The sequence below is a fragment of the Pseudomonas sp. ADAK7 genome, from assembly GCF_012935675.1.
Lineage (GTDB): Bacteria > Pseudomonadota > Gammaproteobacteria > Pseudomonadales > Pseudomonadaceae > Aquipseudomonas.
This window is the reverse complement of the sequence record NZ_CP052861.1, coordinates 2,674,476-2,694,724: the sequence shown is the minus strand read 5'-3', so window position 1 is coordinate 2,694,724 and position 20,249 is coordinate 2,674,476. Positions and strand designations below refer to the sequence as shown.

The 20,249-nt window shown below is 61.7% G+C and carries 18 protein-coding genes; 7 read left to right on the top strand and 11 right to left on the bottom strand.

The features are described from left to right. Positions 1–333: 333 nt before the first annotated feature. From lapD to HKK53_RS12595, 4 genes are all read right to left on the bottom strand, one after another. The gene (gene lapD / locus HKK53_RS12610) at positions 334–2,274 is read right to left on the bottom strand and encodes a cyclic di-GMP receptor LapD (protein WP_169371084.1); all 1,941 of its coding nucleotides are present in this window, start codon (positions 2,272–2,274) and stop codon (positions 334–336) included. A gap of 22 nt (positions 2,275–2,296) precedes the next feature. Further along, the gene (lapG, locus tag HKK53_RS12605) at positions 2,297–3,001 is read right to left on the bottom strand and encodes a cysteine protease LapG (protein WP_169371083.1); all 705 of its coding nucleotides are present in this window, start codon (positions 2,999–3,001) and stop codon (positions 2,297–2,299) included. 223 nt (positions 3,002–3,224) lie between these two features. After that, complete coding sequence (locus HKK53_RS12600) at positions 3,225–3,620, bottom strand: YbaN family protein (RefSeq protein WP_123509075.1); 396 nt, start codon at positions 3,618–3,620, stop codon at positions 3,225–3,227. A 10-nt stretch (positions 3,621–3,630) separates the two neighbouring features. Then, complete coding sequence (locus HKK53_RS12595) at positions 3,631–4,218, bottom strand: UPF0149 family protein (RefSeq protein ID WP_030130067.1); 588 nt, start codon at positions 4,216–4,218, stop codon at positions 3,631–3,633. A 340-nt stretch (positions 4,219–4,558) separates the two neighbouring features. Between HKK53_RS12595 and recQ the strand changes: the two genes are divergently transcribed. From recQ to HKK53_RS12580, 3 genes are all read left to right on the top strand, one after another. Next, positions 4,559–6,685 carry a DNA helicase RecQ gene (gene recQ, locus HKK53_RS12590; RefSeq protein ID WP_169371082.1) on the top strand — a complete coding sequence of 709 codons (2,127 nt, stop codon included), beginning with the start codon at positions 4,559–4,561 and terminating at the stop codon, positions 6,683–6,685. A 119-nt stretch (positions 6,686–6,804) separates the two neighbouring features. Then, on the top strand, positions 6,805–7,239 hold the full coding sequence (locus HKK53_RS12585; RefSeq protein WP_169371081.1) for a MarR family transcriptional regulator: 435 nt from the start codon (positions 6,805–6,807) through the stop codon (positions 7,237–7,239). Positions 7,240–7,368: 129 nt separating this feature from the next. Beyond that, positions 7,369–9,123, top strand: coding sequence for a FimV/HubP family polar landmark protein (locus HKK53_RS12580; protein ID WP_169371080.1), 1,755 nt, complete (start codon positions 7,369–7,371; stop codon positions 9,121–9,123). A gap of 13 nt (positions 9,124–9,136) precedes the next feature. Here the strand turns inward: HKK53_RS12580 and HKK53_RS12575 are convergent, their stop codons facing one another. After that, positions 9,137–11,326, bottom strand: coding sequence for a patatin-like phospholipase family protein (locus tag HKK53_RS12575; protein WP_169371079.1), 2,190 nt, complete (start codon positions 11,324–11,326; stop codon positions 9,137–9,139). 72 nt (positions 11,327–11,398) lie between these two features. Between HKK53_RS12575 and HKK53_RS12570 the strand changes: the two genes are divergently transcribed. Next, positions 11,399–11,686 carry a SelT/SelW/SelH family protein gene (locus HKK53_RS12570; RefSeq protein ID WP_169371078.1) on the top strand — a complete coding sequence of 96 codons (288 nt, stop codon included), beginning with the start codon at positions 11,399–11,401 and terminating at the stop codon, positions 11,684–11,686. Here HKK53_RS12570 and HKK53_RS12565 read toward each other — a convergent pair. Both HKK53_RS12565 and HKK53_RS12560 read right to left on the bottom strand, forming a co-directional pair. Further along, on the bottom strand, positions 11,680–12,570 hold the full coding sequence (locus HKK53_RS12565) for a DMT family transporter (RefSeq protein ID WP_169371077.1): 891 nt from the start codon (positions 12,568–12,570) through the stop codon (positions 11,680–11,682). The two genes, HKK53_RS12570 and HKK53_RS12565, sit on opposite strands and share 7 nt — an antisense overlap. 84 nt (positions 12,571–12,654) lie before the next feature. Then, entirely contained in the window at positions 12,655–13,419 is a 765-nt protein-coding gene (locus tag HKK53_RS12560) for a helix-turn-helix transcriptional regulator (RefSeq protein ID WP_169371076.1), read from the bottom strand. A 127-nt stretch (positions 13,420–13,546) separates the two neighbouring features. Here HKK53_RS12560 and HKK53_RS12555 point away from each other — a divergent pair, with 127 nt between their 5' ends. Continuing rightward, on the top strand, positions 13,547–14,362 hold the full coding sequence (locus tag HKK53_RS12555) for a UDP-2,3-diacylglucosamine diphosphatase (RefSeq protein WP_095051704.1): 816 nt from the start codon (positions 13,547–13,549) through the stop codon (positions 14,360–14,362). Positions 14,363–14,466: 104 nt separating this feature from the next. Here the strand turns inward: HKK53_RS12555 and HKK53_RS12550 are convergent, their stop codons facing one another. Next, positions 14,467–15,057 carry an HD domain-containing protein gene (locus tag HKK53_RS12550; RefSeq protein ID WP_169371075.1) on the bottom strand — a complete coding sequence of 197 codons (591 nt, stop codon included), beginning with the start codon at positions 15,055–15,057 and terminating at the stop codon, positions 14,467–14,469. A 98-nt stretch (positions 15,058–15,155) separates the two neighbouring features. Further along, a complete protein-coding gene (locus tag HKK53_RS12545; protein ID WP_169371074.1) occupies positions 15,156–15,467 on the bottom strand; it encodes a DUF962 domain-containing protein in 312 nt (103 codons plus the stop codon). A 160-nt stretch (positions 15,468–15,627) separates the two neighbouring features. Here HKK53_RS12545 and HKK53_RS12540 point away from each other — a divergent pair, with 160 nt between their 5' ends. Then, the gene (locus HKK53_RS12540; RefSeq protein WP_202027637.1) at positions 15,628–16,689 is read left to right on the top strand and encodes an AraC family transcriptional regulator; all 1,062 of its coding nucleotides are present in this window, start codon (positions 15,628–15,630) and stop codon (positions 16,687–16,689) included. Here the strand turns inward: HKK53_RS12540 and HKK53_RS12535 are convergent. After that, positions 16,646–18,100: a TrkH family potassium uptake protein gene (locus HKK53_RS12535; RefSeq protein WP_169371073.1), complete on the bottom strand. Its 1,455-nt coding sequence runs from the start codon at positions 18,098–18,100 to the stop codon at positions 16,646–16,648. The genes HKK53_RS12540 and HKK53_RS12535 overlap by 44 nt on opposite strands. Before the next feature lie 122 nt (positions 18,101–18,222). Here HKK53_RS12535 and HKK53_RS12530 point away from each other — a divergent pair, with 122 nt between their 5' ends. Further along, the gene (locus HKK53_RS12530; RefSeq protein WP_169371072.1) at positions 18,223–18,786 is read left to right on the top strand and encodes an NAD(P)H nitroreductase; all 564 of its coding nucleotides are present in this window, start codon (positions 18,223–18,225) and stop codon (positions 18,784–18,786) included. 96 nt (positions 18,787–18,882) lie between these two features. On the opposite strand, the gene HKK53_RS12525 is transcribed toward HKK53_RS12530, so the two are convergent. Further along, the gene (locus HKK53_RS12525) at positions 18,883–20,217 is read right to left on the bottom strand and encodes a sensor histidine kinase (protein ID WP_169371071.1); all 1,335 of its coding nucleotides are present in this window, start codon (positions 20,215–20,217) and stop codon (positions 18,883–18,885) included. Positions 20,218–20,249 lie beyond the last annotated feature (32 nt).

Genomic DNA, 20,249 nt, shown 5'->3' with positions numbered 1-20,249 from the left:
GTAGCTGTAGGCCGCTACGCAAGGGTATGTAGGGTGAGAGAGTGTCTGGAGATGTTGATTAAACATCTCCGTTTACTGCTCACTCAGGACGGTTTTTTACTACGTCGAATTGATAAATAAATACGTCCCCTTTTCTACCGCGGGGATCGTTCCCACGCTCCGCGTGGGAATGCCTCAACGGACGCTCCGCGTTCGGCTTTGAATGGGACGCGGAGCGTCGCGGGCTGCATTCCCACGCGGAGCGTGGGAACGATCAATAATGCTGCGTCCCGCACCATCCTCCTGTGGGAACGAGCCTGCTCGTGAAGACGATAACGCGGTTATCTGACGAACTCACATCGGCTCCGGCGGCCCGATCAACCGCCCCATGACCCCAAATAACCCTAGGGACTTGATCGCTTCCAACTCGCCCTGCGTTTCAACCCTCTCTGCAATCAACGGTAAATCAATGCTGTTAGTCGCCCTGAATATCGCTTCGATAAAGAGCCGTTTATCACGCTGCTCATCAATCCCGCGAATGTAACTCCCATCAATTTTCAAGTACGCCAACCCCAACTGCGTCAAGTTGCCGATCTGGCTGAAACTCCCGCCGAAATGCTGCAAGCCGATGCGGTAACCGGTGTTGAGCAAGTTGTGGCTCAGGCGCTGCAATTCGTCCGGGGGCGGCAGTTGGCGTTCGTCGATTTCCAGGATCAGCAGCGGCGCGAGTTCCGGCAGGGAGTCGAGGGACTGCACGATCTGTTGCAGCGACGCCGGATCGCGCAGGGTGGTGCCGGACAGGCTCAACGCCAGGGGCCAGCGATTGACCGCGAGGTAGTCGAGGGTGGCGTCGAGCATGGCCAGGTCGAAGCGGGCCGACCAGCCGAGGCGTTCGATCCACGGCAGGAAGTGCCCGGCGGCAATCGCTTCGCCCTGTGGGTCGAGCAGGCGGGCGAGGACTTTGTGGTGCAGCACTTGGCTTGTGTCGGCGCATTGCACCACCGGTTGGAAATACAGCTGCAGCTTGCCGTGGGTCAGGGCGTCGTCGATCCAGTTGCGCCAATCGTGTTGGGATTGGTTTGGCGCGGTGCTGGAATGATCCAGGTGTACCCACGGCCGCTCGGGATGTTGCTGAGCCTGGGTCAAGGCCTGATCGAGGCGCAGCAGCACCTCGCCGGCGGGCTCGCCCGGTTGGTAGGCGACGATGCCCAGGTGCGCCACCGGCATGCTGTCGCTGGCACCGGTCAGGCGCAGGTTTTCCAGGGTGGCGCTGATTTCGGCGCACAGGCGCGCGGCGTCCTTGTCGTCCAGGCCCGGGGTCAGCAGGCTGAATTCGCCGCCGCGATTACGCGCTGCCAGCCAGGTGCGCCGCTCCGGCAGTTGCGTCAGGCGCTTGAGCAACTCGCCGACAACGCCGATCAAGGCATCGGTGCGCTGGCCGCCCAGTCGCTGGTTGAGGCCGGCGAGGTCGTTGATCCGCAGCATCAGCAAATGGCCGTCGCTGCTTTGTTCGCTGACCAGCAAATGATCGGCCAATTGCTCATCCAGCAAGCGACGGTTGGCCAAGCCCGTGAGGCTGTCCTGATAGGAGTCGGCCCGCAGCTTTTCACTGCGCGCCGCTTCTTCGGCGAACAGCGCCTTGAGCTTTTCGACCATCTGGTTCATCGCCAGCACCACCCGTTTCAGCTCAGGTGTACGCGGCAGTTTCGGCAGGCTCAGAAATTCCCGTTTGCTGATGGCTTCGGCCTGTTTGACCATCTTGTCCAGCGGGCGCAATTGCCGACGCAGCAGCCAGCCGCCGAACATCGCGCTGAACACGCCGCACAGCAGCAACCAGGCCAGGCTGCCAAGGGTGCTGTCCCAGAGCTTGGCCAACGCGAACTGCGGATTGCTCAGCACTTCGACCCGCGCCACTTGCTCCCAGCCGCGCATGATCAACGCGTCGCCCCCTTGCGCGTGCAGGTTTACCAGGCGCACGAACCACTCGGGCACGCCCTCGATCCGCGCAGGGGCGTCGCGCTCCACCAGCACCTGTTCATCGACGATGTTGACGACGCGGATGCTGCTGAAATAGCCACTGTCGAAAATCGAGCTGACCATCAATTCAATCATCGCCGGGTCGTCGATCTGCGTGGTCAGCGACAGCCCCAACGCGGTGGCGGCGTCCTGGGCATGGGAGCGCAATTGTCCGAGCATTTGCTCGCGGGAGCTTTCCAGGCTGACAAAAAAACTGCCGCTGAACGCCACCAGCAGAAACAGGCAAATGGCGAGAAACAATTGTTTGCGCAGTGACATAAAACGCTCCTTGCTCTGGCGGCTAGCCGTCGCCCACGGCGAACCCTTCGGCCTGCATCTTTTTCAACACGTCTTGCCAGCGCGACAGCTTTTTCGAATCGCTGCTGCGCTTGCCACCATTGGCCCCAGGCAAATACAGGCCTTCGGCGTTGAAGGCGTACACCGGCAGCAGGTCTTTGCGTTGCGAGGCGGGGCGGATCTCGCCGATCAGGTTGTCCAGCACCAGCGGATCGGCCGTGGGGCTACTGTAGAAGGTCAGCACCATGTGTGCCTGGTTCTGGGTCAGGGCCTTGACGTAGGTAATGCGCAGTTGCTCGCTGGGCACCCCGAGCTGACGCAGGCTGAAATATTTCGCCAGGGCATAGTCCTCGCAATCGCCGGCGCCCTTGATCAAGGACTCTTCAGGCGTGGCCCAGTAATCGATCTGCTGCCAGATGCGGCTGTCGTCCTGAAAACTCAATTGCTGATTGAAGAAGCGATTGACCGCATTCAGTTGTTCGCGTTCTGGCTGGTTGCGTTCGCTGTGCAGCATCTGGTTCCAGGCCTCGATCCGCCCCTGGGCCGGGCCGAGGGGGCCGTAGCGTTGTTCGGCGGTTTGCAGGATCAGCCCGAAATCCCAATCGGCACAGACACGGCCCAACCCGGCCAGCAAAAAAACCGCCAGCAGCCAACCGCCGAACCGAAGTCGGAGCGCTGGCCATCCTGGACTACGCCGACTGCAAGACATGTCTGGCTGCTCGGGTGCAGATGACTGGAGTTTAGGTGGTGTTTTGGCTGGGGGAGGGTTGATCGTCGGACCGGCGGCGCCCGATCGTTCCCACGCTCTGCGTGGGAATGCAGCCCGGGACGCTCCGCGTCCCCTCTGAAGCCGAACGCGGAGCGTCCGTTGAGGCATTCCCACGCAGAGCGTGGGAACGATCAACCAAAAGCCCTTTACCACGGAGATAGGATCAGGGTTTTTGAAGGGTTTTTTGCTTGAGGATGTAGACCGTGACCAACACCGCACTGGTCAACATAAACCCCCGCGCCCACGGCAGCGGCACCAGGTAGCAGGAAAACAGAATGCTCGCCCACATCAGGCCGATGGCGTAGACCTTGCCCTTGAGCGGGATGCCGTTGCCGTCCAGGTAGTCGCGAATCCACGGCCCAAGCCGCGGATGTTCGACCAGCCATTGATAGAAACGCGGCGAACTGCGGGCAAAGCACGCGGCCGCCAGCAGCAGGAACGGCGTGGTGGGCAGCACCGGCAGGAAAATCCCGATCACCCCCAACGCCACGCTCAGCCAGCCGATGGCCAGCAGCACGTAGCGCAACATCAGGGAGCGGTTGCCTATGGGGTTGTCCATAGGCAAAACCTTAGTGGTGACGTGGCTTGAGGATCGCCGGTTTTTCGTCGGGTGCCTGGCACAGCAGGTACAACGCGGTCAGGGCTTCCGGGATCTGCACGATCATGTCGTCCATCAGGTTGGCGTCCTTGGCGATGTCTTCGAACTCCGGCTGCTCGTCGAACAGACCGGAACCGACCATGATCGGCAGCAGCATTTCGCTGACTTCGTCTTCAGCGGTTTCGAACCAGGCCGCTTCGCGCAGGAACACGCCTTCCATAAAGCCAATGCACCAGCCGCGCAGGTCGGAATCGTCCGGCTCTTCGCCCAGGTCCAGGTCGCACGGCAGCTCGAATTCTTCGTCGGACGCCAGTTGGCGGGCGATGTGAGCCTTGAGGGCCAGCAGAGTGGATTCGATCGCTTCACGCTCGGTGTCGTCGGCGTAATGCGGCTCTTCGGCGAAGAGGGCGTCGATCCATTCACGGTCGGGAACGCTTTCGGAACAGATGGACAGCGCGGTGAGGTAGCCGTGGGCGGCCACGTAGTCCAGCGCCTCGTCATGCAGTTCATCAGCGTCGAGGAAGACTTGCAGGCGGGTTAGTTGCTCAGCGAAGGACATTAAAAGCTACCTTGGGGAATTAAACAGATGCGGGAATTCTAGGCCTTCTTGAGCCCTCAGGCCAGCCGCGCGGGATATTTGCCCTCGATGCGCACCGCCTCATCAAAAGATCGCAGCCTGCGGCAACTCCTACACGGGATCAGTGTTTGTCCTGATGTGTCTTATCAGCGGCACCCTTTGCCGGGAAGGGCTCGGGTATACTCGCGCGTTTTGTGATGCCCTGCTGGCGTCGCGGCTGAGATGTGAAGCGTCATGCAATGCGTACTTACGATTTGTCAGTGCAGCCTGCGTGGTTCTGAACCAGCCTTGCAGGGATGTTTCGGTGATTTTTGGAGTTTTTATGCTCGAACAGGCTCAACGCGTCCTCAAGGACATCTTCGGCTACGACAGTTTCCGTGGCCGCCAGGGTGCAATCATTGAGCGCGTGGCCAATGGCGGCGACGCCCTGGTGCTGATGCCCACCGGTGGCGGCAAGTCCTTGTGCTTCCAGGTTCCGGCGCTGCTGCGCGAAGGCCTGGCGGTGGTGGTGTCGCCGCTGATCGCTTTGATGGACGACCAGGTCGCGACCCTCGAAGAACTGGGCGTCGCGGCCGCCGCGTTGAATTCGACCCTGAGCGCCGAGCAACAGCGCGACCTGGCCGCACGGATCAAGCGCGGAGAAGTGAAAATGCTCTACCTGGCGCCCGAGCGCCTGGTGCAGCCACGGATGCTGGCCTTCCTGCAAAGCCTCGAAATCGCCCTGTTCGCCATCGACGAAGCGCATTGCGTATCCCAATGGGGTCATGATTTCCGCCGCGAATACCTGCAATTGGGCCAGTTGGCGGAACTGTTTCCCAACGTCCCGCGCATCGCCCTGACCGCCACCGCCGACAAGCGCACCCGCGAAGAAATCGTCGATCGCCTGCATTTGCAGGATGCCGAGCGCTTTCTGTCGAGCTTCGACCGTCCCAATATTTTCTACCGCATCGTCCCCAAGGAGCAGCCACGCAAGCAATTGCTGGCGTTCCTCGCCGAGCGGCGCAGCGATGCCGGCATCGTTTACTGCCTGTCGCGCAAGAAAGTCGACGAAGTGGCGGTGTTCCTCAGTGAACAAGGCTTCCCGGCGCTGCCGTACCACGCCGGCCTGCCCAACGAAACCCGGTCCCACCACCAGAAGCGCTTCCTTAACGAGGAAGGCCTGATCATGGTCGCCACCGTGGCGTTCGGCATGGGCATCGACAAACCCAACGTGCGCTTTGTCGCGCACCTTGATTTGCCGAAATCCCTTGAGGCGTATTACCAGGAAACCGGTCGTGGCGGCCGTGACGGCTTGCCGGCGGACGCCTGGATGGCCTACGGCCTGCAAGACGTGGTGATGCTCAAGCAGATGCTGCAAAACTCCGAAGGCGACGAGCGCCACAAGCGTCTGGAGCAGCACAAGCTCGACGCCATGCTCTCGCTCTGCGAAGAAACCCGCTGCCGTCGCCAGACCCTGCTGGCTTACTTCGACGAAGACATGCCCGAGCCTTGCGGCCACTGCGACAACTGCGTCGACGGCGTGCAGACCTGGGACGCCACCGAGCCGGCCCGGCAGGCGCTCTCGGCGATTTATCGTACCGGCCAGCGCTACGGCGTCGGGCATCTGGTGGACGTGCTGCTGGGCAAGGACAACGAAAAAGTCCGCAGCTTCGGCCATCAGCATCTGTCGGTCTACGGGGTCGGCAAGGCGATAGGCGAGAGCGAATGGCGCTCGCTGTTCCGCCAGTTGGTGGCCCGTGGCCTGGCGGACATTGACCTTGAAGGCTACGGCGGCCTGCGCCTGAGCGACACCTGCCGACCGCTGCTCAAGGGCGAAGTGACCCTGGAACTGCGCCGCGACCTCAAGCCGCAAACCACCGCCAAAAGCAGCAAGAGCCAGGCGAGCCAATTGGTGCGTGGCGAAGAGCGCGAACAGTGGGAAGCGTTGCGGGCCCTGCGCCGCAAGCTCGCCGAAGAACACGGCGTGCCGCCATATGTCATCTTCCCCGATTCGACCTTGCTGGAAATGCTCCGCAGCCAGCCGACCTCGCTGGCGGAAATGGCCACGGTCAGCGGCGTCGGCGCTCGCAAGCTCGAGCGTTACGGCGAAGCCTTCCTCGAAGTGCTCGGCGGCCAGGTCGAGGCGCCAAAAGTGGTGGCCGACGTCCGTCACGAACTGATCACCCTGGCCCGAGCCGGCATGACGCCGCTGCAGATTGCCGGTCAGCTGCAATGCTCGGAGAAGAACGTCTACACCATGCTCGCCGAAGCGATCGGCAAGCAGCAGTTGTCGCTGGAACAGGCGCTGGACTTGCCGGAAGAGTTGATGGGCGAAATCCAGGACGCGTTCCTCGACGGCGAAGGCGAGTTGCCGCCGGTAGCAGAGATCGCGGCGTTGTTTGCCGGTCGTGTGCCGGAAGGGGTTTTGTACTGCGTTCGTGCGGCGCTGCAGTCGGAATTCGAGATTTAAGTGACCGTGCGCATAGATGTAACGATTCAGTACAGAGCAAACCTTGCCTATAGCCAAAGGTCATGCTTAGCTGACTAATAATTAGTTTTTCTCTATTTCAGTCTAATCATGAGTTTTTTATGCCGTTAACCGATCAACACCGTTTTGGCATGCAATTGGCCCAGATGTCGCGCGGCTGGCGTGCCGAACTGGACCGCCGTTTGGCTGGCCTGGGCTTGTCCCAGGCGCGCTGGCTGGTGCTGCTGCACCTGGCGCGCTTCGATGAAGCCCCGACCCAGCGCGAACTGGCGCAAAGCGTCGGCGTCGAAGGGCCGACCCTGGCCCGTTTGCTCGACAGCCTGGAAAGCCAAGGCCTGGTGCAGCGCCAATCGGTGGTGGAAGACCGCCGGGCGAAAAAAATTGTCCTGTGTGCTCCGGCCCGGCCGTTGATCGAACAAATCGAAACCATTGCCACACAACTGCGCCACGAGCTGTTCCAGGGTGTCGATGAGGCGGATTTGAAGGTCTGCATGCGTGTGCACGGTCACATTCTGGGCAACCTCGAAAAGTCTTGAGGTAAAACCGCGCACCGTATTTTTGAGATACCCCGTTGGGCAGACTATAAAGAACTACTAGGCAATATCGTGTTCGTACCGGATGTGCGAACGCGTACAGGTTGGTTCTGCTTAATCTAAGGGATGCTCATGCTCGAGAGTTGGCACGTGGTTTTGCGGTATTGCACCCGGTTGCTTGTGATCGGTGGTGCGGTGACTTACTCGGCATTGGCTCCGGCCCTGGGGCTGGGTGACATCACCCTGCATTCGGCGCTTAACCAGCCGTTCAGCGCCGACATCGCGCTGATAGATGCCGGTGGTCTGGCGGAAGGCGATCTCTCGGTCAGCCTGGCCACGGCCGACGAGTTCAGCCGAGCGGGCGTTGAGCGGGTATTTTTCCTCAACAACCTGAAATTCACCCCGATCCTGCGGGGTAACCGCACGTTGATCCGGGTGACCTCCAGCAAGCCGGTCAATGAACCCTTCCTGAATTTCCTGGTGCAGCTCAATCAGCCCAACGGGCGCTTGCTGCGCGAGTTTACCGTGCTGATCGATCCGCCGGGCTCGCCGGGGATTGTTCCGGCGACTGACGAACCGACAGCCAGCGCCCCGACCTCCGGGTTCCCGAGCGTCGAACCGAGCGTGGCACCCAAGGCCAAGCCTTCGGCGAAAGTATCTGCGCTCGCCGCAACCGCACCTCCACCGGCGGCAGCGCCGGCGAACGACGCGGTGGCCGAACAACTGGCCGCCAGCATCCTGCAAAACCAGCAACTGCAAAAAACCATCGATGAGTTGAATGCCCGGCTCAAGACCCAGGATGGGCAAATCGCTGACGAGAGGAAGCAGGTCAGCGACTTGCAGACCCGCTTGTCCGAAGTCGCGCAGACGCCTGTTGCTGCGCCAGTCGCCGTGGCGCCTGCACCGGTCGTGGTTGAACAACCTGAGTCCAGCCACTGGCTGTTGATGGCCGGATTGCTGGCGTTGCTGCTGCTGGTGCTGCTGGGGCTGTTCATGCGCCGCCAACGGCAGCAGGGGTTGACCGAGCCGTTAGCGATCGCGCCCGATGAGCCCGTGAGTGAGGTGCCACCACCATCGCTCAGCCTTGCGAAAGCCCCCGTCCACCACGAAGAAACCCCCGCCGGCGATGTGCTGGAAGGTGTGGGCATCTACCTGGCTTACGGTCGGTTTTCCGAAGCGGCCGGTCTGCTGCGTGAGGCGTTGGCCAAAGAACCGCAACGCACTGACCTGGCGGTGCAACTGTTGGAGGTGCTGGGTAAACAGGGGGACGTGGCGGCCTATGAAGCGCAGGAAAGCAGCTTGCGCGACGCCGGGTTTGATCCGCAGCAACTGGCGGACATTCGCGCCCGCTATCCGAAACTGGCGAATGCCGCACCGGTCGTGGCCATCGCACCGGTCGCGGTCGTGACGCCTATTGCAGCGGCGGTGGCCGAAGCCACACCTCGCGATGAATTCCAGCTGAACCTGGACGACCTGTCGATGGATTCCAATTGGGATCTGGTCAGTCCGTTCGACGATGCACCAACGGCTAAACCGTCGACTCAGGCGCCGCTGCCAGACGAGCCAGCATTTACTTCAAATCTGCACGTATTGCCCGACGTCTACGAAATGCCGGATGAGCCGGCACTGGGCGAGCCTGAGTTGGAGTGGGATGCCGTAGCCGATGCAGAATCGCTGGACGACAGCTTCCTCGACGCTTTCAACGAGCCCGGTCAATCGCTGGAGCTTGAACCTATGCCGGGCAGCGTAGGCAAACTGGAACAAGCCCAGACCTGCATCGATGATGGCGACCTGGACAGCGCCATCGAACTGCTCAACGAATTGCTCAAGGAAGGCGACGAACCCCTGAAACAGACCGCGCGCAATCTGTTGGCCGGAATTCGTTGAAGATCTTTTGCTTTTAGAACGTCTGCCCCAGATTCAAATAAACCGCCTGCTCATCCGCGTCATTGAGGCCATAGCTGAAGTTCAGCGGCCCCAATGGCGTGTCAAAACCGATGAACACACTGGCGGCGTTGATGTAGCCGCTGTCGAACTCATTGTCGTTGTTCCACGCCCGACCACGCTCCAGCGAGCCGCCGATGTACAGCGGGAAGTCCAGCGGCAGATACGAGCGCGGGGTCAGGCGCCGGTAGTAAACACCGCGCATCAGGCTGACGTTCTGCCCGGAAATCGCATCCTCGCGAAAGCCCGACAACTGCCGCGCACCACCGAGCAGGAAGCTTGAGGTCACCACGTTGGCATCGTCCAGGGTGCGGCCATAACGCCCGCCGAGAATGAGGGTGTCGGGCCCGCTGCTCATGGCCTTGTCCAGTTTGAACTCCCATTGGCGGTAACGCTGGTCCGAGCCCAGCCCCGGTTCGAACTGCCGGAACGCGAGGCTGATGTCCTTGCCTTCGTGGGGGAAGTAGACGTTGTCGAACGAATCGAACGAGTACTTCAGTTCGTAGAAACCCTCGTTGAAGCTTTCACTCGGCAAGTCCTGATCGCCGATGCGCACGTCCGCCTTGCCCCAGGCCTCGCCGACGCCGAAGCGGATCTCGCCGCTGTTGCCGATCTGTCGGCCGACGTTCAGGCCGAAACCGTAACGCTCGACGCGGTACTGGGCGATCGGGTCGTTATCGAGGATCGACTCGACGTTCTGTGCCTCAAACGCAGCGTAAGGCGCGATGAAGTAGCGTGAGCCGACGTCCAGTGGTTGATAGAACTCACTGTAGAGTTCCTGTTTGTCGCCGATCTGCGCCCGGGTCAGCCATTCCGCGCCGAGGCGATTGATGCCGTTGACCCGGTAACTGGCGCCGAGATTGAAGGCGCTGTCGCCGCGCATGTCGTCCGACAGGTTCAAGCCGACCCGCAAGTAATCGGTGCCACTGCGTTTGCCCCGGGCGCTGATCACCAGGGTGTGATCCTGACCCTTGTGCACCACGCGGTATTGCACTTGCTCGAAGTAGTCGAGGCCGTACAGGGTGCCCATGTCGGTTTGCAGGCGGCCCATGTCCAGCGGCTCCCCGACGTGTTGGCGGATGTAGTAGCGGATCACGTCGTCGCCGACTTTCGAGTCGTTTTCCACCTTGATCGCGGTGATGATCGGCGTGCGCTGGCTCGGGGCCCGGGCAGCGGTCAGTTCGGCATCCAGCGCTTGTGTCGGTTTGAGTTGGGTCAGGCGCGGTTCGAGGATTTTGGTGGCTCGGTAACCGGCGTCGATCATGTCCTGGGCGCGGCCGAAGTCGGTCACACCGAAACTCGCCAGTGACGGCTGAATCAACACATCGTCCTTGTGCAGGGCGGCGAGCTGTTCTTCGGAGTTGCGCCGGGTCATCAGGGTGATCGACTGATTCAGCACATCGACCACAGTGGTCAATTGTTTGCGGTTGCGCAGCGGGGTGCCGATGTCGACCACGATGGCGATGTCGACGCCCATCTCCCGGGCCACGTCGAGTGGGATGTTGTCGGTCATGCCGCCGTCCACCAGCAGCCGACCGCCCAGCTCGACCGGGGCGAACACCGCCGGGATCGACATGCTGGCGCGAATCACTTGGGGCAAATGGCCTTTGCGAAACACGACTTTTTCGCCAGTGGAAATGTCGGTGGCGACCGCGCGGAACGGGATCGGCAGTTTGTCGAAGTCGCGGGTGTCACTGGCGTGGGCCAGCAGGCTTTCCAGCAGCAGGGCCAGGTTCTGGCCTTGAATCACCCCGAGCGGCAGGCCGAGGCTGCCGTCATCGCGGAAACTCAGTTTCTGCTTTACCAGGAAGTCGCGGTCATCCTGCTTGCGCCGGAACGGCACGTCTTCCCGTGGCGGCGCGTCGGACAGGGCTTGTTGCCAGTCGATGTTCAGCGCCAGTTTTTCCAACTCGTCGATCTTGTAGCCCGAAGCGTACAGCCCGCCGACCACCGCGCCCATGCTGGTACCGGCAATCGCATCGATCTTGATGCCCTGTTCTTCCAGAGCCTTGAGCACACCAATGTGCGCCAGGCCACGGGCGGCGCCGCCAGACAGCACCAGGCCGATTTTCGGTCGGGGCGCATCGACGGCTTCGGCGATCAAGGGGAAGAGGGAGAGCAACAGACAAAAGAATAAACGGCGCATCGTGAATCTCGGGGCAAGCGACAAAGGCGGCTATTATAGCGGCGCCTCTCTAGCTCAGGAGTTTCAACGATCATGACCGTACAAAAAGCGGAAATCGTCATCACGTATTGCACGCAATGCCAGTGGCTGTTGCGCGCCGCCTGGCTGGCCCAGGAATTGCTCAGCACCTTTGGCGATGACTTGGGCAAAGTGTCGCTGGTGCCGGGCACGGGCGGGGTCTTTCATATTTTTTGCAACGATGTGCAGATCTGGGAGCGCAAGGCTGACGGCGGTTTTCCCGAGGCCAAGGTGCTGAAGCAGCGGGTACGCGATCAGATCGACCCGGACCGCGACCTCGGGCACAACGACCGTACTCAGTGAGAGGCGACTTCGGCGGCCACCGCTTTCTTGCTGCTGCCGGATAAGCGGCTGGACACCACGATCGCAACGATGATCAACGCACCACCGAGCAGCATGCGCAGGGTCGGGTTTTCATCGAACAGCAGCCAGGCCATGGTAATGCCGTAGACCGGTTCCAGGGCAAATACCACGGCGGCGGTCCGCGCCTTGATCACCGCCAGGCTGGCGACGAACAGACTGTGAGCGACGCCGGTGCAGAACACCCCGAGCAGGCCGATCCACAACCAGTCGAGGGCGCGCACTTCGCTCAACTGCGGCGCCGCCACCGGCAACAGGCACAGCGCGACCACCACGTTCTGGCACAGCGCCGCCTGCACCGCCGGGATACGTCCGGAACTGGCGCGGTTGGTCAGGGACAGCAGGGCGAACAGCAAGCCGGAACCCACCGCCCACAGTAGGCCGACGGTCGCGCCGGTGCCCAAGTCGAAGGCGGGGGTAACGAGCACCAGGCCGACGCTGACCAGCACCACCAGCAGGATTTCATTGGCGCGGATGCGCTCGCGGAAGATCAGCCCTTCGAGGATCACCGTAAACGCGGGGAAACTGGCAAAACCCAGCGTCGCAATCGCCACCCCCGCGACTTTGACCGCGATGAAAAAGCTCACCCAATGCCCGGCCAGCAGCAAGCCGCTGAGCAACAGACGGCGCCAGTCCACGGCTTCGAGTTTCTGCCAGCGGGTGTTGCTGGCGAACCGCGCAAAAAACGCCAGCGCCAGCACCGCAAATGCCGCGCGACCGAAAACGATGACCGCAGGGGAGGCGGCCGCGAGTTTGCCGAATACGCCGGTCAGGCCAAACATCAATGCGCCGATATGCAGGGCGCCGAGGGCGGTACGGGGAGTCATTGCAGTCCTTGATAAAAGTAGTAGGCCGACGATACCGCCGTCCTACATTTAATCGCGCAACGGTCACGTGTGTCTGTCGTCTAACTATCGTCTTTTGTCGCCAGCCTCGCGCCGCAATGTTCCCGGCGATGCGCCGAACTCGCGCAATACCGCTGCGGCAAACGCACTCTGGGAACTGTAGCCGACACGGCAGGCGATCTCGCCAATGGGCAATGCCGAATCCCGCAACAACCCCACCGCTATATGCAGCCGTCGACTGCGAATGTAGTCCATCGGCGTCTGCCCGCATTCCGCCACGAATCGCGCGTGCAACCGCGCATTCGACAAATCGGCGATGCGCGCCAGATCCGCCACTTGCAGCGGATAGGCCGCGTGTTGATCGATGTGCGCGTTCATCGCCGCGTACGGCAGGCGCCGACCGCCGATGGCGTCCGGTTTGACGTTGTTGAGGCTGGCCAGCAACAGCACCGCGCCTTGCTGGGCGATCAGCGGATCGCTCACCGGGCTGCCCGCCAGCCAACTGACCAGTTGGCTTTGCCCGGCATCCAGCGGCAGGCGCCCGGCGTTGTCGAGCAAGCGGCGGCTGGCGTCGGCGTGTTCCCCCAGCGACTGTGAAACCCACTGGTCGCTCGGCACATCCAGCACCAGGCAGCGACTGCCATTGGCGCTGCCACAGGCGTGGTGCATGCCGGACGGGACCACCACGAAACTCTGCTGGATCACCTGGCTGCCGTGGCCGCCGACCTCGAAATCCAGCGCACCCGAGAGCCCGAACACCAGTTGCGCGTGGTCGTGGCTGTGGATGATCAGGTCTTCGGTGTACTGGCGCAGCGTGAGGATCGGTCTCATCGCTAGTCTCCTGGCAAGGTGCGGCCAGTCTACACCGGCCGGGCGCTGTCACAGGATTGACTCGTCACTGTCATGGGCAATTAACCCGACCGGCGCAAGCTTGTAAAAACATCGTAGAGGGTTGCCCATGACCAGCGCCGAGCTTGCCAAACCCAGCCGTAAACAACGTGTGCGCACCCTATGGATTTCCGATGTGCATTTGGGCACCCGGGATTGCCAGGCCGAACACTTGTCGCAGTTTCTCAAGGGCTACCATGCGGACAAGGTCTATCTGGTCGGCGATATCATCGACGGCTGGAAACTGCGCAGCGGCATGTATTGGCCCCAGGCCCACACCAACGTGATCCGCCGTTTGCTGACCATGAGCAAACGCGGCACCGAAGTGATCTACGTCACCGGCAACCACGACGAATTCCTGCGGCGTTATTCGAAGCTGATCCTGGGCAACATCCAATTGGTGGACGAGGCGGTGCACGTGACCGCCGATGGTCGGCATCTGCTGGTGATCCACGGCGACCAGTTCGACGTGATCACCCGTTATCACCGCTGGCTGGCCTTTCTCGGCGACTCGGCCTACGAATTCACCCTGACCCTCAACCGCTGGCTCAACCATTGGCGTGCCCGTTATGGCTACGGTTACTGGTCGCTGTCGGCGTACCTCAAGCACAAGGTGAAAACCGCGGTCAGCTTTATCAGCGACTTCGAAGAAGCCATTGCCCATGAATGCGTCAAACGCGAGTTGCATGGCGTGGTCTGCGGGCACATTCACCATGCCGAGATTCGCAAGGTCGGCGGGGTGGATTACCTCAATTGCGGGGATTGGGTGGAATCGTGCACGGCGTTGATCGAGCATTGGGATGGGTCGATCGAGTTGTACCGGTTGGCGGATGCCCAGGCGCGGGAGGCGGAGTTGAAAGCGGTGAAGGTGGCGGAACCGGCGTAGACAGGTCAAACGCCTTCGCGGGCAAGCCTCGCTCCTACGGTTGGAATGCATTTCCCTGTAGGAGCGAGGCTTGCCCGCGAAGAGGTCATCACTGTCACCATTGATCAGGCCGGCGCGTGCTCTTCCATCGCCGCCTTGTAGATCGAATTCTTCGGCTGCGCAAACAAGCGCTCCATCATCGGTTCGAAGAAACTCAACGGCAAATTCTCATACCCCGGATCAAATGCCGCCGCATCGTATTTGGCACAGAACTCAATGGTCGCCTGGTACTGCGGATGCCCGCTGAATTGTTCGCGCAGGTGCCGATCCATGCCCAGGTGATGAAAGAAGTAATAGCCCTGGAAAATCCCGTGTTTCTCCACCATCCACAGATTCTCGGCGCTGACGAAGGGCTTGAGGATCGCTGCGGCGATGTCCGGGTGGTTGTAGGAGCCGAGGGTGTCGCCAATGTCGTGGAGCAGGGCGCAGACCACGTATTCCTCGTCGCGGCCATCGCGAAAAGCGCGGGTGGCGGTTTGCAGGGAGTGGGTGAGTCGATCCACCGGGAAGCCGCCAAAGTCACCCTCCAGTAATTTCAGGTGCGCCACAATCCGTGTCGGCAATTGTCTGGCGTAGGCACTGAAGTCGGCGGCGATGATCGCCCAGTCTTCCTGTGTGCCGTCCTGCATGTGGGTGAAGCGGGCATTGGCGTTCATCGGCGATCTTCTTGTTTTTGGCGAAATGATGGATTGAGTGTAGAAGCTGGATCCATTGCCGCACTGGCTGCACGGGACGCATTGCTGGCCCGCGGAGCCTAGAACGGCACGCGGCCCAGAATCATGTCGCGGTACATGACGAAATCGCCGAGCAGGCTGTAGAACGGATGCTGGAAGGTAGCGGGGCGATTCTTCTCGAAAAAGAAATGCCCGACCCAGGCAAAGCTGTAACCGGCCAGCGGCAGGGCGATCAGCAGCAGCCAGGCGCCTTTGCCGATGGTCAGCGCCAGGATGAAAATAACCAGGGTGGTGCCGATGAAGTGCAGGCGCCGGCAGGTGCTGTTGCTGTGTTCGCTGAGGTAATACGGGTAAAACTCAGCGAAGCTATTGAAGCGCTTGATGTTTTCCACGACTGCGATCTCTGTGGTTATTGTTCTGGCGACAAGTTGTTCTGCGGGTAGCTTATTTGAGTCTAGAGTGATCATTGGCATCAGCCAGTGACAATAGGCGCCACTTTAGTATCCTTCGGTAATTGGCCGTAGCATGCGGCTCATCATTTAAGTACACGCCATGAGCGAACGAACGACTTCTGCAAGCTGGGCGATGGGGATTGTCAAAGCACTGGAAATGGACGGCCTGGATTGCCGGGTTTTGTTCAAGCAGCTGGGGCTCGACTACGCGTCGCTGGATGATCCGGATGCGCGCTTCCCGCAAGATTCCATGACGCGGCTGTGGCAGCGCGCGGTCGAGCTGTCCGGTAACCCGGCGATCGGCCTGAACATGGGCAAGGTGGTGCGACCGGCATCCTTCCATGTCGCCGGTTACGCCTTGATGTCGAGCCAGACGCTGGCCGAAGGCTTTCAGCGGCTGGTGCGTTATCAGCGGATCATTGCCGAAAGTGCCGACCTGAGTTTCCGCTTGCTGGACGAGGGTTACGCACTGATCCTGACGGTTCACGGCGATCATCTGCCGCCGACCCGGCAAAGTGCCGAAGCCTCGTTGGCTTGCGCCCTGGCGCTGTGCGGCTGGCTGACTGGCCGCACCCTGCAACCGCGCAAGGTGCTGGTGCAGGGCGATGAACCCGCCGACCTCGAACCCTATAAACAAGCCTTCCATGCGCCGCTGGTGTTCAACGCCCCTTATGACGCGTTGATCTTCGAGCGCGCCGATATGGAAGCGCCGCTGCCGACCGCCAACGAGGCGATGGCGCTGCTGCATGACCGGTTTGCCGGTGAGTACCTGGCGCGGTTCTCCGAAAGTCGCGTGACCCACAAGGCCCGCCAAGTGCTGTGCCGTTTGCTGCCCCAGGGTGAACCGAAGCGCGATACCGTGGCGCAGACGTTGCACCTGTCACAACGCACCTTGCAGCGCCGCTTACAGGAAGAAGGCACGAGTTTCCAGACCTTGCTCGACGACACCCGCCGTGAACTGGCCGAGCAGTACCTGGCGCAGCCGAGCATGACCCTGCTGGAAATTGCCTACCTGTTGGGGTTTGCCGACCCGAGCAATTTCTTCCGCGCCTTCCGCCGCTGGTTCGACGCCACGCCCGGCGAGTACCGGACGCGATTGCTCGACGCGCCGAAACTGATCAGTGACGCCAGAACGCCGGAATACACAGAACGAACACCGTAATGATCTCCAGTCGGCCCAGCAGCATGCCGAACGAAAGAATCCATTTGGCGGCGTCCGGCAGGGTCGCGAAGTTACCCGCCGGGCCAATGGTTTCCCCAAGGCCCGGGCCGACGCCGGACACGGTGCTGGCGGCGCCGGTCAGCGCGGTCATCCAGTCCACGCCGAGCAGCGACAGCAGCAGGGCGATCACGCAAATGGTGATGGCGAAAAAGAAGGAAAAGGTCAGGATCGAGCGCACGATTTCTTCGTCGAGGCGGTGGCCGTTGTACTTCTGCTTGATCACCGCGCGCGGGTGAATCAACTGGTTAAGGTTGGCCTTGAGCAGGATGTAGGCGACCTGGAAGCGGAAAATCTTGATCCCGCCCGCCGTCGAGCCCGAGCAGCCGCCGACAAAGCCCAGATAAAAGAACAGCATCAGCGAGAAATTGCCCCACAGGCTGTAGTCCCCCAGCGCGAAACCGGTGGTCGTGACCACCGAGGTCACGTTCAGCGCCACATGTCGCAGCGCCTCCAGCCAATGCAGATTGGTGGTCCACCAATACCAGGTGCCCAGCACCAGCCAGGTCACCAGCAGCATGCCGAGCAAACCCTGGACCTGCTGATCCTTGATCAGGGCCCGGCGGTTGCCGCGCAAGGTCGCTACGTACAGGGTGAAGGGCAGGCTGCCGAGAATCATGATGACGATCGCAACCCAGTGCACTGCCGGTTGCTTCCACTTGGCCAGGGACAGGTCGGAGGTGGAGAACCCGCCAGTGGAAATCGCCGACATCGCATGGTTGATCGCATCGAACAAGCTCATCCCGGCCCACCAGAACGCCAGGCTGCCGACAATGGTGATGCCGACGTACGCCGCGACGATCAGGCGCGCCACCATGTGCGAGCGGGGCATGACCTTTTCCGAGCGGTCCGACGATTCGGTCTGGAACAGGCGCATGCCACCGATGCGCAGCAGCGGCAGAATCGCCACCGCCATGCCGATAAAGCCGATGCCGCCGATCCAGTGCAGCAACGAGCGCCACATCAGGATGCCAGGGGACATGTCATCCAGGTGGTTAAGCACCGTGGAGCCGGTGGCGGTGATGCCGGACATGCTTTCGAAGAACGAGTCGGTGTAGCTGATGTGCTGGGTCAGCAGGAACGGCAGCGCGGCAAAGATGCACACCACCAGCCAACTGCTGACCGTCAGCAGGTACATGTCCCGCGGGCGCAGGTGCACGTGTTCCGGACGGCCGGGGATCACCAGGGCCAGGCCGGCGACGAAGGTGATCATGCTGGCCCAGAGGAATGACGGCAGGTCGCCCGTGCGATCGAAAATCACCAGCGTGGCCATGGGCACGACCATGGCGATGGCCAGGGTGATCAGGAAGATGCCGATGATGAAACCAATAGTCCGTAAGGTCGGCAACGCCATGAAGTCCGCTCGGGCTGAAATAGGGAAGGGCGCCATTCTACCTGTGGGGCGGGGCATGTAAACCGGCACTCCCGAGGTGGATCCCGCTAGAATAGCCAAACATTTTTTACAGGAGGTGGCCGATGCAGGCTCTCGACGCTTTGCTCAACCGTGTTTCCGTTCCACGACTGGTCGAACCGGCCCCGACCGCCGAGCAGCGGGAAGTGCTGTTCGCCGCCGCCATGCGCGCGCCGGACCACGGCCATCTGCAGCCATGGCGCTTCCTGACCGTCGAAGGCGCGGCGCGGGAGCAAATGGGTGAGATGCTGGCCGAGGCGGCGAAATTACAGGACAGCGAGGCGCCCGAAGCAGTGCTGGACAAGGCGCGCAACGGGCCGCTGCGCGCGCCGCTGGTGGTCGTGGTGATCGCGCGGTTGCAGGATCACGTCAAGTATCCGAAGTCCGAGCAACTGCTGGCGGCAGGCTGTGCGGCCCACGGAATTCTGCTGGCGGCCTATGCGCAAGGGATTGGCGCGGTATGGCGTACGGGTGAGTTGGCGTATTCAGCGCACGTGGCCAAAGGCCTGGGGCTGGCGGACGGGGAAGAGGTGATTGCGTTCCTGTACCTCGGCACGCCGCAAAAAGAACCGCGGGTGGCGGAGAAAGTCGACCTCGCCGAGTTCGTCAGCGCCTGGCCTGTCGCCTGACGATCGTTCCCACGGGAATGCCTCAAGGGACGCTCTGCGTTCCAATGGGACGCGGAGCGTCCCGGGCTGCATTCCCACGCGGAACGTGGGAACGATCTAAGCAGGCACTCCCGGCACCAACGGCAATTCCAGGCTGGCAATAAACCCGCCCTGCGGGTGATTGGCCAGCACCAGGCTGCCGCCATGCCGCTCAGCAGCGCGCCGCGCAATGGCCAGCCCCAGGCCATGCCCGGCCGCAGTTTGCCCCGGCGCGCGATAAAACGGTTCGCCCAGCAGGTTCAAATGCTCGGCCTCGACCCCCGGCCCATGGTCACGCACGCTCACCACCATTCGCTCGCCCTGACGCGAGGCCTGCAGTTCAATCGGTTGGCCCACCGGGTTAAAGCGCTGGGCGTTGCGCAGCAAATTGTCCACGGCACGCTCGATCATGGTCGGCCAACCCTTGAGGTTGAGCTGCGGCTCGGCGTCCAGGTGCACGGTCTGTTCCGGGAAGCCCAGTTGCGCATCTTTTTGCAGGGTTTGGAGCAAGGCGTTGAGATCGACCTCTTCGGCGCTGGCGTTATCGGCATCGACCCGGGCCAGGACCAGGATTTCGCTGATCAGCGCTTCCAGTCGATCGCATTCACGGGTCAGGCGCGGCCAGAGTTTCTGCCGTTCTTCCGGGTTGGCCCGCTCGGCCAGGGCCAGGGCAATCCGTAACCGCGCCAGCGGCGAGCGCAATTCGTGGGACACGTCCCGCAGCAATTGCCGCTGGCTGCCGATCAGGCTTTGCAGGCGCGCGCCCATGCGGTTGAAGTCGTTGGCCAGCACGCCGAATTCATCGCGCCGGTTGGCCAGTTTCACCAAACTGTTCTGCTGATAGGTGGTTTGCCCCAGGTCATGCACCGCGCCACGCAAACGGCTGAGCGGGCGCGTGATCGAGAGCGTCACCAGCAAGCTGAACAAGGTCAGCACCACCAGCGCAATCCCCAGCGCGCTTAACGGCCAGAGCAGGCTTTCGCGGTGCCAGGAGTCGAGTTCCGGGTGCGGGATGCGGTAGATCAGCAGGTAGGTGTTGCCGGTTTTTTCGCTGGTGTATTCAGCGGTCAGACGGCGCCACGGCAAGCGGCGATCATCATCATTCTGCCGTGCTTCAAACGCAGCGGCCCGACGCGGGAAGGTGCCGCGCACCACCGGGTCGCCGCTCTCGTTGAGCACCTGGACGTCGATGTGATATTGGCGTTTGCGCTGTTCGAGGATGTCCTGGGCAGCGTCTTCGCCCTGGGCTTCATAGGTTTGCGTCCACTCTTCGGCCAGGGTGTTGAGGCCCGGATGGCGGCTGAGAATCCACGCGTCCTGGTTGAGCATGTGCCCCAGCAGAATGGATAGCCCTGCAACCAGAGCGATGGCCAACCAGAAGCTGGCCAGGATACGCCAGAACAATGAGCGCACAGAAAATCCTCAAACAAAGAAAGCCCAACGGC

What these genes read in the sequence shown, in the direction of transcription:
- lapD (WP_169371084.1), bottom strand. Translation starts at nt 2,274, where the DNA reads ATGTCACTGCGCAAACAATTGTTTCTCGCCATTTGCCTGTTTCTGCTG.
- lapG (WP_169371083.1), bottom strand. Translation starts at nt 3,001, where the DNA reads ATGTCTTGCAGTCGGCGTAGTCCAGGATGGCCAGCGCTCCGACTTCGG.
- HKK53_RS12600 (WP_123509075.1), bottom strand. Translation starts at nt 3,620, where the DNA reads ATGGACAACCCCATAGGCAACCGCTCCCTGATGTTGCGCTACGTGCTG.
- HKK53_RS12595 (WP_030130067.1), bottom strand. Translation starts at nt 4,218, where the DNA reads ATGTCCTTCGCTGAGCAACTAACCCGCCTGCAAGTCTTCCTCGACGCT.
- recQ (WP_169371082.1), top strand. Translation starts at nt 4,559, where the DNA reads ATGCTCGAACAGGCTCAACGCGTCCTCAAGGACATCTTCGGCTACGAC.
- HKK53_RS12585 (WP_169371081.1), top strand. Translation starts at nt 6,805, where the DNA reads ATGCCGTTAACCGATCAACACCGTTTTGGCATGCAATTGGCCCAGATG.
- HKK53_RS12580 (WP_169371080.1), top strand. Translation starts at nt 7,369, where the DNA reads ATGCTCGAGAGTTGGCACGTGGTTTTGCGGTATTGCACCCGGTTGCTT.
- HKK53_RS12575 (WP_169371079.1), bottom strand. Translation starts at nt 11,326, where the DNA reads ATGCGCCGTTTATTCTTTTGTCTGTTGCTCTCCCTCTTCCCCTTGATC.
- HKK53_RS12570 (WP_169371078.1), top strand. Translation starts at nt 11,399, where the DNA reads ATGACCGTACAAAAAGCGGAAATCGTCATCACGTATTGCACGCAATGC.
- HKK53_RS12565 (WP_169371077.1), bottom strand. Translation starts at nt 12,570, where the DNA reads ATGACTCCCCGTACCGCCCTCGGCGCCCTGCATATCGGCGCATTGATG.
- HKK53_RS12560 (WP_169371076.1), bottom strand. Translation starts at nt 13,419, where the DNA reads ATGAGACCGATCCTCACGCTGCGCCAGTACACCGAAGACCTGATCATC.
- HKK53_RS12555 (WP_095051704.1), top strand. Translation starts at nt 13,547, where the DNA reads ATGACCAGCGCCGAGCTTGCCAAACCCAGCCGTAAACAACGTGTGCGC.
- HKK53_RS12550 (WP_169371075.1), bottom strand. Translation starts at nt 15,057, where the DNA reads ATGAACGCCAATGCCCGCTTCACCCACATGCAGGACGGCACACAGGAA.
- HKK53_RS12540 (WP_202027637.1), top strand. Translation starts at nt 15,628, where the DNA reads ATGAGCGAACGAACGACTTCTGCAAGCTGGGCGATGGGGATTGTCAAA.
- HKK53_RS12535 (WP_169371073.1), bottom strand. Translation starts at nt 18,100, where the DNA reads ATGGCGTTGCCGACCTTACGGACTATTGGTTTCATCATCGGCATCTTC.
- HKK53_RS12530 (WP_169371072.1), top strand. Translation starts at nt 18,223, where the DNA reads ATGCAGGCTCTCGACGCTTTGCTCAACCGTGTTTCCGTTCCACGACTG.